The sequence below is a fragment of the Klebsiella oxytoca NBRC 105695 genome (assembly GCF_001598695.1).
GTDB classification, from domain to species: Bacteria; Pseudomonadota; Gammaproteobacteria; order Enterobacterales; family Enterobacteriaceae; genus Klebsiella; species Klebsiella oxytoca.
Genome location: NZ_BCZK01000009.1, coordinates 212,408 through 224,431, shown reverse-complemented (window position 1 = coordinate 224,431; position 12,024 = coordinate 212,408). Strand labels below are relative to the sequence as shown.

Here is a 12,024-nt window from a genome sequence, read left to right as displayed (position 1 = left end):
CCGACTGCGTTTGAACCAACATCAGGTTAAATATGGAGAAGAAAAAAGCCACGCTAATTGGATTCGCCGCCATCGTCCTCTGGAGCACCATGGTCGGGCTGATTCGTGGCGTAAGCGAAGGGCTTGGTCCGGTAGGCGGCGCGGCGATGATCTACAGCCTGAGCGGCCTTTTGCTCATCTTTACCGTCGGTTTTCCGCAAATACGTCAGATCCCCCGCCCTTATTTGCTGGCAGGCAGCGTGCTGTTTGTCAGTTATGAAATATGCCTCGCGCTGTCGGTCGGGCTAGCCGGAACCCGCCAGCAGGCGATTGAAGTGGGCATGGTCAATTATCTGTGGCCCAGCCTGACGATTTTATTTGCCATTGTCTTTAACAATCAAAAAAGCAGCTGGCTGGTTATCCCGGGGTTATTGCTGGCTTTATTCGGCGTCACCTGGGTATTAGGCGGTGAGCATGGCCTGAACATTGACGAAATTATCAGCAACGTGGTTTCCAGCCCGCTGAGCTATATTCTGGCGTTCGTCGGCGCATTTATCTGGGCGGCCTACTGCACGGTCACCGCTAAATATGCACAAGGCAAAAACGGCATCACTCTGTTTGTTCTGCTTACCGCCCTGACCCTGTGGCTAAAGTTTCTGTTCAGCGAACAGCCGCCCATGGTCTTTAGCTGGCCGGTAATAGTCAAACTGATCGCGCTGTCCATTGCCCTGGGCCTGGGCTATGCGGCGTGGAACGTCGGCATCCTGCACGGCAACGTCAGCCTGTTAGCCGCCGCCTCCTACTTTACGCCGGTGCTCTCCTCCGCGCTGGCGGCGGTACTGCTCAGCGCCGCGCTCTCGTGGTCGTTCTGGCAGGGCGCCGGCATGGTGTGCGCCGGCTCCCTGCTCTGCTGGCAGGCGACCCGGCGCTAACCGAGGTCGCCGCCGGCGACCGGCAGCGTCACGCCGGTGATGTAGCTGGCCTCATCGCTGGCGAGAAACAGGATGGCATTGGCCTGTTCCGCCAGCGTACCGTAGCGATGCATCAGGCTGCTCGCCACCGTCTGATCGACCACCTGCTGATACCACGTCTGCTCCTGCGCCGACGGCAGCTCCTCATTCCGCGGCGTCCGGCGCGCAGGCGCCTCGGTGCCCCCCGGCGCCACGGCGTTAATGCGGATCCCGTTTGCGCTATATTCCAGGGCTAGCGAACGGGTCAACGCATTAACGCCGCCTTTCGCTGCGGAATAAGGCACCCGGTTCACGCCCGCCGTTGCCACCGACGAAATATTAACGATACTGCCCTTGCCCTGCTTCAGCATCCACGGTAGCGCAGCCCGACAGCCCCACAGGGTCGGAAACAGCGAGCGGCGAATCTCCTTCTCTATCTGATCCGGCTGATATTCCGCAAACGGCCGCGCCCAGATGGTGCCGCCGACATTGTTAATCAATACATCCAGGTGGCCAAAATGGGCCACGCCGTTGGCGAATGCCCGCTCGGTACTTTCCCATTGTTCAAGATCGGCTTCCAGCGCCAGCGCCTGGCAACCGGCGGCGTTCAGCGCCGCCGCCAGTTCGTGAACATAGCGAGATCGGTCAATCAATAGCAGCCGCGCACCCTCACGCGCCGCTTGCTCTGCGGTCTGTCGGCCAATCCCCTGCGCGGCGCCGGTAATGGCCACGACTTTATGGTTAAATCGCATCGTTGCTCCTTATGCCGCCGCACTCTGGCTGGCGATGAATTTTTCATACCAGAACCCCGCCGGCGAAATGCCTCTCTCGCGCAGCACCGTGGATACCGCATTGACCATCGGCGGTGGCCCGCACAGATAGATATCCACATCGCCATCGTTGAGTATTGCGTCATTAAGATGGTCGGTCACAAAACCGCGCTGCGGGCATTGGCTTTGCGCATCGGCAACCACCGGCAGCCAGCGATAAGCGGGAAGCTGGCCGGTAAATGCTTCAAGCGCATCAGTTTTCACCAGGTCTCTGTCGCGGGTCACACCATAGAGCAAGGTGACGGGCCGGGCGCTGCGTTGCATAGCCAGCGTTTGCAGTATCGAGAGCAGCGGCGCTAAGCCGGTGCCCCCCGCCAACAGCAACAGCGGACGCTCGCCGCTGCGCAGATAAAAGCTGCCCATCGGGCCGCTTAGCGTCAGACGATCGCCGGGACTGGCCCGCTGCGTCAGCCACTGACTCATCAAGCCGCCGGGCACGTTACGGATCAGAAAGCTCCCCTCACGCGAGCCCGGTAGAGAGCTAAACGAATAGGCGCGCACCTGCGGCGTGCCGGGGACCTGAATATTGATGTACTGACCCGCCAGGAAGTCCAGCGGCTCATCCAGCACGATCTCCAGCTCAATGGCGGTGTCAGACAGGAGATTGACCGCTTTCACCGTCGCCCCCAGGCTTGCCAGCGCGGTCTTGCACTGGGCTGCCGCCGCCGGTACATCAATGACGCAATCGCTGGATGGCACCATCTGACAGGTCAGCACCTGGCGCTCTGCGGCTTCGTCTTCGCTGAGCGCCTCTTCAAGATACTCATCGCCCAGACCATATTCGCCGCTGACGCAGCGGCACTTGCAGGTGCCGCAAACGCCGTCCGAACAATCCATCGGCAGATTAACCTGCTGACGATAGGCGGCATCGAGAACTTTCTCTCCGGCGTGACATTGAATAAAGCGGGTGATGCCGTCTTCAAAATTGAGAGCAATATTAAAGGTCATAAACGCCTCTTAAATGTGGTAAACGTCAATTACCTGACGGATGTAATCGTTATTCAGGCGCACGGTTTTACGGATAATCTGCGGTTTGCCGGCGTTCTCACTCAGCGTGCAGCAGGTAGAGCCAAACCAGGTATCCGTCTGCTGATAGCGATGGCAGTAGGTGACCCAGTTGTAGCGCACCTCCATCCCCTGTTCGGTTTCGCCAAGCAGCTCAACGTTGCCGATCATATGAGTGGTGCGCGGTTCCGGCGTGCTGGCCCCTGAGCGTTCCGTTTTGATGCGGTATACCCGGTCTTCGAGGCCATCGCGGTTCGGGTAGTAAATCAGCGAAATTTCGCGCTGAGGGTCGCGGGTAAGCTTGTCGTCATCTCCCCAGGCGGGCATCCAGTACACCACCTGTGGACTGTAGCAGTTCAGCCAATCATCCCACTGACGATCGTCAAGCAGGCGGGCTTCGTAATAGAGAAACTGGCGAACCTGTTCGAGAGTCAGCATCAGACCACCTCCACGCGTTGCGTGATCGATTGCTCGTAGCGCTGCTGCTCTTTTTCCAGCGCCGCCAGCATCACGTTTTGCCAGTGATGATGGTGGGCGATATACAAAGCTTCATCTTCCGATTTCACCCCGCTTAGCTGCGGCCTGAAGCCCGCCTGAAGAGCGTGTTCGTCAGGGCCATCGACCCAGTGCAGCGCCCCGCGGCTGAGGTCGCTCCATGCCAGATTCTCACCGAGATAGCCGCGCTGGCAGGCGCTGAACTCTTCCAGATCGTCAGGCGTTCCCATGCCGCTAACGTTGAAGAAATCCTCATACTGGCGAATACGCAGCGCCCTCGCCTGGTCAGATTCGCCCTTCGGCGCAAAGCACCAGATGGTGACTTCGGTTTTATCCACCGCGATGGGGCGTATCACGCGGATCTGCGTCGAAAACTGATCCATCAGATAGACGTTTGGATAGAGGCACAGGTTGCGCGTTTCGTTGACCATCTGCTCGGCGCGGGACTGGCCGAATTCCGCCTGCAGCCGTTCACGATGTTCGTAGACCGGCCGCACTTCCGGGTTCAGCACCCGGGTCCACAACAGCATATGTCCATTGTCAAAGCCGTAACCGCCGCCGACGCTTTTCGACCAGCCGTTTGCGTCTACCGCGTGCGTCCCTTCCGCTTCGTAGTTGCGGCGCGACATGGTGGAAGCGTAGTTCCAGTGGACCACGCTAACGTGATAGCCGTCAGCACCGTTTTCCGCCCCCAGCTTCCAGTTGCCTTCATAAACGTAGCTCGATGATCCGTTAAGCACCTCCAGCCCTTCCGGCGCCTGGTCAACGATCAGGTCGATAATTTTGCAGGTTTCGCCCAGGTACGCCTCCAGCGGCTGTACATCGGCATTCAGGCTGCCGAAAAGGAAGCCGCGATACGATTGAAACCTCGGCAGTTTCTTTAAATCGTGGGAGCCTTCATGCTTGAAAGTCTCCGGGTAACCGCCGGTACTTTCATCTTTGGCTTTTAAAAGCTTGCCGTTATTACTGAATGTCCAGCCGTGAAATGGACAGGTAAAGGAACTTTTATTACCGGTTTTACGGCGACACAGCATCGCCCCGCGGTGGGCGCAGCTGTTAATTAGCGCATGCAGTTCATTCTTTTTGTCGCGAGTTATTATTACCGGCTGGCGCCCAAGAGTCAGGGTGTAATAATCCCCAGGCTGCGCAATCTGGCTTTCATGAGCAAGGAACAACCAATTTCCTTCAAAAACATGCTTCATTTCAAAATCAAATAGCTGCGGATCGGTAAATATTGAGCGATGGCAGCGATAAATATGCTTTTCACGATCGACAATTAATGCATTGGTGATTTTATCTTTTAATGTGGTGAACATTTTTTGCATGAGTCGGCCCTCCTGCATAATTCAGGAATAGAAAACTGTGAGGTCGGAATTTCGCTTTATTCTCCGGCCACGACCTGGCCGGAGAAGAGAATTAACGCCGCGCGCTACTCCTGCGCGCGCAGGCGCGTACCGCGGTGTTCTTCATCGGCGTTAAGTGCTTTGCACAGGGTAAAATCAAAGCGCACTTCAGTATGTTCGCCTTCCAGCTCACGCTGCTGAATAAGCTCGCGGTCGCTGACTTTTACCGGATCGGCAATCAGGCCGTCGCGGGTAGCGAACGCGAAATCATCCCACAGGTATTTGTCGCCGTTGAGATTGATTTGGCTGGTCAAATGTTTATGACCCGGCGCGGAAACGAAGAAATGGATATGCGCCGGACGGTTACCGTGACGCCCCAACTGGTCAAGGAGTTTTTGCGTTGGCCCATCCGGCGGGCAACCGTAGCCGGATGGCATAATGCTGCGCACGCTATAGCAGCCATCGGCGCCGGTGCGAATGCGGCGGCGCAGATTATATTCACTCTGGCTTTGATCGAAGAAAGAGTAGTTCCCGAGGGTATTGGCATGCCAGATATCAACGATAGCGTTGGCTATCGGGTGGCCCTGGGTGTCGCGAACCTGGCCATAAAGCCACATCACCTCCCCCGCATCTTTACCATCATCCATGCGGGTATGCCCGTCTGCCAGCGGCGCATTCGCCACGTACAGCGGGCCTTCAATAGTACGAGGAGTGCCGGTTTCCCGCTGCGCTGCGGCATCAATAGCGTCCTGGCGCAGGTCGAGGAAGTGTTCAAGGCCGAGGCCCGCCGCCAGCAGTGCCGCTTCCTGGCGGCCGCCTAATTCATGCAGATAATTCACCGCATGCCAGAACTCTTCTTCAGTGACGTTATAGTCATCAATCAGCGTACAGATGTTTTCCAGCAGACGATGAACAATCGTTTTAAAACGTTCGTCGCCGCCGGTTGCATTTAAACCTGCACTTTCACGCAATAAATGTTGCACAGCATCTTGTTGTACGAATGCATTACTCATAATATTTCTCACTTATCGTTGTAGGATATTCGCCGAATAGTTTCGGCGCGAGGTTAGTTATTATTTTTATTAACGGTCGTCTTCGCGAATCGAGGAGGGATGACGACAGAGCGCCTCCACGCGAATTTGCATAAAGGGATATAACGGTAGAGCCATTAAAATTTGATGCAGCTCTTCAGCATCTTTTACATCGAAAATACTGACATTGGCGTAAAGTCCGGCGACGCGCCAGATATGTCTCCATTTACCTTCACGCTGAAGTTGTTGTGAATACTTTTTTTCTCGCTGCTTAATTTCCTCAATTTCGTCGGCAGGAAACCCCAGCGGAATATTCACGGTCATATCGACTTTAAATAGCATAAAAATCCTCCATTATCCTTTGCGGCTATAGAAGCGCAGTTTGTCTTCATCCAGTTCAGCGCCAAGACCCGGCGTTTGCGGTAGCGTCACTTCGCCTTCGGCGAACGTGAGCGGCACGCTGACAATATCGTCCTTCAGCAATAACGGGCCAAACATCTCGCTGCCCCACTGTAGGGGGAGCGTCGACCAGGCGTGCAGCGAGGCCAGGGTGCCAACGGTCCCCTCAAGCATCGTGCCGCCGTAAAGCCCAATTCCCGCCGCTTGCGCCACCTTCGCCAGCGCCAGCACGCTGTTTGGCCCGCCCGCTTTGGCAATCTTCAGCGCATAGGCCCCGCTGAATCCCTGCTGCGCCAGGCGATAGCCTTCGTAATGGGTCGCTACCGCTTCATCGGCCAGAATAGCCGTGCCGATGTGATGGCTGAGGCGCACCAGCGTAGTGTTATCCTGAGCGCTAACTGGCTGTTCAATCAAATCGACCCCCATCGCCGCCAGCTCGCGGCAGCCCTTTGCCGCGACGGTGGCTTCCCACGCCTGATTCACGTCGACGCGGATGCTGGCCCGATCGCCCAGGGCTTCAACAATCGCGCGGGTATGGCGCAGGTCAGTCGCCAGCTCGCGCGCGCCGATTTTTAGCTTAAAGGCCCGATGGCGACGCTCCGCGAGTAGCCTTTCCCCCTCGGCAATATCTTTCTCGGTGTCGCCGCTCGCCAGCGTCCAGAGAACCGGCAGCGAGGTCGTCAGCGCGCCGCCAAGCAGCGCGGAAACCGGCAGGCCAAGCGCCTTTCCCTGCGCATCCAGCAGCGCGGTTTCGATCGCCGATTTGGCAAAGGTGTTGCCTTTAACCGCGCCGTTCATTCGCGCGGTCAGGGAATTGAGATTATCGGCAGGCTGGCCCTTCAGCAGCGGCATCAGGTAATGGTTAATTGCCGAAACGATAGCTTCCGGGCTCTCCACGCCGTAGCTCAATCCACCGATGGTGGTGGCTTCGCCAATACCGCAAATCCCGTCCGAACGGGTGATGCGGACGATCGCCAGCGTCTGACAGCCCATCGTGGTCATGGAGAGTTTGTGCGGTCGAATGGTCGGGATATCTACCAGCCAGCTTTCAATACGTTCAATGGTCGCGGTCATCTTTTTTTCCTGGTGATGAAATACATAACTTTTCATACCCCTGTTCATAACGTGGGGTAACGATTCTGTTGACAATAGGTCTGCACGGTCGGGACGGTCAACGGCGATAATCGAAATGTTGTGCGATTATCGACGCGGTTGTTAAATTGGGGTTAATAATGTGATCGACATGGTAAAAACAGCACAAGGAATCGCCGCGTTTTTCACCCGCGATATAGTGATGCCCCATGAACCTTTATCTTCAGTAAAAGAGGGGTGTATGAGCGAAAAAAAACCAGATACTCTCAGCGTCCGCCAGTCTGAACACGACCCTAACTTTATGCTGTCCCTGGCGCGCGGGCTGGAAGTCCTTAACGCGTTTACCCCACAGCGGCAGCGCCTGACCATTTCCCAGCTTAGCCAAAAAACGCAGATCTCCCGCGCGGCTGTGCGCCGCTGCCTCTATACCCTCGCCGCGCTGGGAATGGTGCATAGCCCGGATGGCCGCAGCTATGAGCTACTCCCCCGCGTGCTGGCGGTGGGTCACGCTTACCTGGCCGGAACGCCGCTGGCGAAAGTCGCGCAGAGCGCCCTGGATAATCTGGGTAAAAACCTCGGAGAATCCTGCTCCGCCGCCACGCTGGACGGCGATAACGTCCTGTATATTGCCAGAGCGGCGGTGAATAACCTGCTCAGCGTAGATATCGGCCGCGGTAGCCGTCTGCCTGCGTGGGCCACGTCGATGGGACGCGTGCTGCTTAGCGCGTTGCCGGAAGAACAGCTTGAAGTGACATTGTCACGAGCCAGCTTGATCCGCTATACCCCGTATACGCTATGCGATCTGCCGGGTTTACGGCAGGAAATCGCCAGAGTGCGTATGCAGGGCTACGCGCTCGCTGACCGGCAAATTGAGGTGGGATTATGTTCGCTGGCGGTACCGCTGCTTTCCCGCAGCGGTCAGGTGGTGGCGGCGCTTAACGTTGGCGTTCCGGCAGGCTATACCAACGCCGCCGCGCTGAAAGAGAAAGCCCTCGCCCCGCTACGGCGGGCGGCGATGGCGCTTTCTCTTCAGCTGTAAGGGTTAATTCAGCTCCGGCGCCCTGGCCAGACTGCGCCAGATACCAGCCGCCAGCAGCAGAAGCAGGACACCGGCCGTCGCCAGCACGATACTGTGCGAATGAATAAACGCTGCCTTCGCCGCTTCGAGCAGGTTTTGCGCTGGAATAGCCGGCAGCGACTGCGCCAGCTTAATCGCCTCGCTGATGGAGGAGGACGCCTGCGCCGCCGCTGCGCCGTCAACGCCCGACGGCAAAACAATCGATGAGGTGTAGCTGCGGGTCAATATCAGACCGAACAGGGCGATGCCCAGACCAGCCCCCAGCTCGTAGGCCATAGTTTCGATGGCCCCCGCCGCCGCCGCTTTCTCCTTCGGCGCTGCGGCCATAATGGCAGAGCTGGAAGCCAGCAGCGCGCTGGCGACGCTAAAGCCCAGCAGCGTCATCAGTCCCCAGGCCAACCACTGCTGGGTGCTGAAATCGGTCATCGACAGGCCGAGGAAGCTCAGCGCGCTGAGCAGCATTCCCCCGGTTGCCACCTCGCGCAGCCCCAGGCGCGAAACCAACATGCCGGCAATCGGCCCGCTAAAACCGCTGGCCACCATCACCGGCAGCATAAACAGCCCGGCCTCAAATGGCGTTTTGCTATGCACGAACTGCAGTTCCTGCGCCATCAGAAGTTCAAAGCCCACCAGCGTGATCAGCGCCGTCATCGCCATCATCACACCGCTTAAAATAATGCGATGGGTAAACAGTCGCATATCGACCATGGGCCGCGTCGCCATAAGCTGCTTGCGCACGAACCAGAACAGCATACCGGCGCCAGCAACCGCCACCAGCCCGGTTAACCACAGCGCCATTTGCCCTTTAAGCGCCGTTTTAGCACTGAATACCAGCATCAATATGGCGGCGATCAGGATTAGCGCCTGGAATAGATTCAGCGGCTGTTCCCGTCGTGCGGGCTGACGCGGCACCACTTTGGCGTTAATCGCTATCACCAGCAGCACGATCGGCACGTTGATCAGGAAAACCGAGCCCCAGTAAAAATGTTCCAGCAGCATGCCGCCGATCAGTGGGCCAAAGGCCGCCCCGCCGGAACCCACCGCCGCCCACAGGCCAAGGGCCATATTACGCTGTTGCGCCAGCGCAAAAGTGCTGCGAATACCGGCGAGCGTCGCCGGGACGATCATCGCTGCCCCTACCGCCAGTAGCGCGCGGGACGCAATCAGCGTTTCGGCCGTCGGCGAAAACGCCGCCGCCAGCGAGGCGGCGCCAAAAATAGCGCTGCCGAGCAGTAGCAGGCGTTTAAAGCCTATTTTATCGCCCAGCGCGCCCATCGGCAGCACCATGCCGGCCATCACCAACGAGTAAATGTCAATAATCCACAATAGCTCATTGCCGCTGGTCCCCAGCGCTACGCTAAGCGTTGGCGCGGCCACGTGCAGAACGGTGGCATCAATCGCCACCGGAATATAAACCAGCAAAATCGCCATCAGCGTCAACCATTGCCGAGACATACTACCTTTCCTCAAAGTTGAAAATTGGACAAGTGTCCAGGATGGCGATCCTGCCCCAATGTTGAACGAGTGTCCAACTTTTTGTTACTATCGGCCAAAAACGGGGGTCACCAGGGGCTATGAGCTACTTAAATCGCGATGCGCGACGGGAAGTTATTGTACTGGCAGCCATGCGCGTCGCGCTTAGAGGCGGATTCAGCGCCATGACCGTGCGCCAGATTGCCGCCGAAGCCGGCGTCTCCGCCGGTCAACTGCACCACCATTTCACTTCAGCAGGCGAGCTGAAAGCCCATACCTTTGTACGCCTTATCCGTGAAATGCTGGACATGCCGCTGGTCGCTGACGACGCCACATGGCGGGAACGCCTGTTTTCCATGGTGGGCAGCGACGATGGCAAGCTTGAGCCCTATATTCGTTTATGGCGCGAAGCGCAGCTGCTGGCCGACAGCGATAGCGATATCAAAGGCGCATATCTGCTGACGATGAGTATGTGGCATGAAGAGACGCTGAAAATTATTCAGCGCGGAACCGAAGCAGGTGAGTTTACGCCAAAAGACCATGCGGAAAGTATTGCCTGGCGGCTCATTGCGCTGGTATGTGGCCTGGATGGTATTTACGCGCTGGGTATGGAGGAAATAGATGACGCCACCTTTAACCGGCATATCAATTATTTTATTTCGATGGAACTGTTCTGACCCAGGTTACACTTTGTAACAAATAATCCCCCTCTATTCTCCGCGCGTCGACTGCCGACGCGCTTTTCTTATCTATTCTTCATTTATTACAACTAACACATCGTTCGGCCCCTTCTTTCATTCTTTTATATTAATTGACTGTTTTACATCTTTATTCTTTTTGACTGGTTAATGTTCATTCGAGGGCAATATGCTGAGCAAAAATGAGAAAAAGAATCATTATCTTTTAAGCGAGTGGAAACCTGAAAACGCGGCATTCTGGGAAAATAAGGGAAAGAAAATAGCCCGCAGAAATCTTTGCATTTCCGTAGCTTGTCTGCTACTTGCCTTTTGCGTCTGGATGTTATTTAGCGCCGTCGCGGTCAACCTCAATAAAGTCGGTTTTAATTTCACTACCGATCAACTGTTTTTATTAACCGCTCTGCCTTCGCTTTCCGGCGCGATATTACGCGTGCCCTACTCCTTTATGGTACCCATATTTGGCGGTCGCTACTGGACGGTATTAAGTACGATTATTCTGGTGGTTCCCTGCATCTGGCTGGGAATTGCCGTGCAAAATACCGCTACCCCGTTTTGGGTATTTATCATTATCGCCTTACTGTGCGGTTTTGCCGGAGCGAACTTTGCTTCGAGCATGGGAAATATCAGTTTTTTCTTCCCCAAAGCCAAACAGGGTAGCGCACTGGGGATTAACGGTGGGCTCGGCAACCTCGGCGTCAGCGTGATGCAGATGATCGCGCCGGCGGTGATTTTTCTGCCCATCTTTGCTTTTCTCGGTGTTCATGGGGTGCCTCAGGAGGATGGATCTCTTCTCGCCCTTAGCAACGCCGCGCTCGTCTGGGTACCGCTGCTGGCGATCGCCACCTTCGCAGCCTGGGTGGGAATGAACGATATCGCCAGCTCGAAGGCCTCCATTCGCGAGCAGCTGCCGGTACTGAAGCGCCCGCATATGTGGCTGTTAAGCCTGCTCTACCTTGCCACCTTTGGCTCGTTTATCGGCTTCTCCGCCGGTTTTGCCATGCTGGCGAAAACGCAGTTCCCCGACGTGAATATTCTGAAGCTGGCTTTCTTCGGGCCGTTTATCGGTGCGCTGGCGCGGTCATTTGGCGGCATTATTTCCGACCGTCTCGGCGGCGTGCGGGTCACGTTGATCAATTTTATCTTAATGGCGCTGTTCACCGGCCTGCTGTTCCTCACCCTGCCCGGCACCGGCTCCGGCAGCTTTCTCGCCTTTTATGTGGTGTTTATGGGACTGTTCCTTACCGCCGGTCTCGGCAGCGGTTCCACCTTCCAGATGATCGCCGTGATCTTCCGCCAGATAACTATCGACAGCGTGAAGAAGCGCGGCGGCAGCGATGAACAGGCTCAGCACGAAGCGGTGACCGACACCGCGGCGGCGCTCGGTTTTATCTCCGCTATCGGCGCCATTGGCGGCTTCTTTATCCCTAAAGCCTTCGGCACCTCGCTGGCGCTGACCGGCTCACCTGTCGGGGCAATGAAGGTCTTCTTTGTTTTCTACGTGGTTTGTGTGCTGGTGACCTGGCTGGTCTACGGCCGTCGTAAACCGGCAAAAAAATAACGACATCTTTGCCGGATGGCGGCTGAAGCCTTATCTGGCCTACAGGATAGTGCGGTCTTGTAAGGCCGGACATTATTGGAGCAGGAGAAATGT

The 12,024-nt window shown here is 56.6% G+C and carries 12 protein-coding genes; 4 read left to right on the top strand and 8 right to left on the bottom strand.

Annotated elements, in window-relative coordinates:
• Positions 1–32: 32 nt before the first annotated feature.
• On the top strand, positions 33–911 hold the full coding sequence (gene yddG / locus KO1_RS17170) for an aromatic amino acid DMT transporter YddG (RefSeq protein ID WP_004101917.1): 879 nt from the start codon (positions 33–35) through the stop codon (positions 909–911).
• Here yddG and benD read toward each other — a convergent pair.
• The 7 genes from benD to KO1_RS17135 all read right to left on the bottom strand — a co-directional run bounded on the left by benD (position 908) and on the right by KO1_RS17135 (position 7,154).
• Complete coding sequence (gene benD, locus KO1_RS17165; protein WP_004101916.1) at positions 908–1,681, bottom strand: benzoate diol dehydrogenase BenD; 774 nt, start codon at positions 1,679–1,681, stop codon at positions 908–910. The genes yddG and benD overlap by 4 nt on opposite strands.
• 9 nt (positions 1,682–1,690) lie before the next feature.
• Positions 1,691–2,707 (bottom strand): benzoate 1,2-dioxygenase electron transfer component BenC, encoded by a 1,017-nt coding sequence (gene benC, locus KO1_RS17160; protein ID WP_064407060.1) that lies wholly within the window; start codon positions 2,705–2,707, stop codon positions 1,691–1,693.
• A 9-nt stretch (positions 2,708–2,716) separates the two neighbouring features.
• Positions 2,717–3,202 (bottom strand): benzoate 1,2-dioxygenase small subunit, encoded by a 486-nt coding sequence (gene benB / locus KO1_RS17155; RefSeq protein WP_017145930.1) that lies wholly within the window; start codon positions 3,200–3,202, stop codon positions 2,717–2,719.
• Complete coding sequence (locus KO1_RS17150) at positions 3,202–4,584, bottom strand: Rieske 2Fe-2S domain-containing protein (RefSeq protein WP_004101913.1); 1,383 nt, start codon at positions 4,582–4,584, stop codon at positions 3,202–3,204. The genes benB and KO1_RS17150 overlap by 1 nt, the downstream gene beginning before the upstream one ends.
• Positions 4,585–4,688: 104 nt before the next feature.
• The gene (gene catA, locus KO1_RS17145) at positions 4,689–5,615 is read right to left on the bottom strand and encodes a catechol 1,2-dioxygenase (protein WP_004112858.1); all 927 of its coding nucleotides are present in this window, start codon (positions 5,613–5,615) and stop codon (positions 4,689–4,691) included.
• A gap of 69 nt (positions 5,616–5,684) precedes the next feature.
• Positions 5,685–5,975: a muconolactone Delta-isomerase gene (gene catC / locus KO1_RS17140; protein WP_004101911.1), complete on the bottom strand. Its 291-nt coding sequence runs from the start codon at positions 5,973–5,975 to the stop codon at positions 5,685–5,687.
• A 12-nt stretch (positions 5,976–5,987) separates the two neighbouring features.
• Positions 5,988–7,154, bottom strand: coding sequence for a muconate cycloisomerase family protein (locus KO1_RS17135; protein WP_162680301.1), 1,167 nt, complete (start codon positions 7,152–7,154; stop codon positions 5,988–5,990).
• A 211-nt stretch (positions 7,155–7,365) separates the two neighbouring features.
• On the opposite strand from KO1_RS17135, the gene KO1_RS17130 reads away from it, so the two are divergent.
• Entirely contained in the window at positions 7,366–8,163 is a 798-nt protein-coding gene (locus tag KO1_RS17130; RefSeq protein WP_004101908.1) for an IclR family transcriptional regulator domain-containing protein, read from the top strand.
• A gap of 3 nt (positions 8,164–8,166) precedes the next feature.
• On the opposite strand, the gene KO1_RS17125 is transcribed toward KO1_RS17130, so the two are convergent.
• Entirely contained in the window at positions 8,167–9,657 is a 1,491-nt protein-coding gene (locus KO1_RS17125) for a SmvA family efflux MFS transporter (protein ID WP_047719856.1), read from the bottom strand.
• 119 nt (positions 9,658–9,776) lie between these two features.
• Between KO1_RS17125 and KO1_RS17120 the strand changes: the two genes are divergently transcribed.
• Both KO1_RS17120 and KO1_RS17115 read left to right on the top strand, forming a co-directional pair.
• On the top strand, positions 9,777–10,352 hold the full coding sequence (locus tag KO1_RS17120; protein WP_004101906.1) for a TetR family transcriptional regulator: 576 nt from the start codon (positions 9,777–9,779) through the stop codon (positions 10,350–10,352).
• 190 nt (positions 10,353–10,542) lie between these two features.
• A complete protein-coding gene (locus KO1_RS17115; RefSeq protein WP_004101905.1) occupies positions 10,543–11,931 on the top strand; it encodes a NarK family nitrate/nitrite MFS transporter in 1,389 nt (462 codons plus the stop codon).
• Positions 11,932–12,024: the final 93 nt, after the last annotated feature.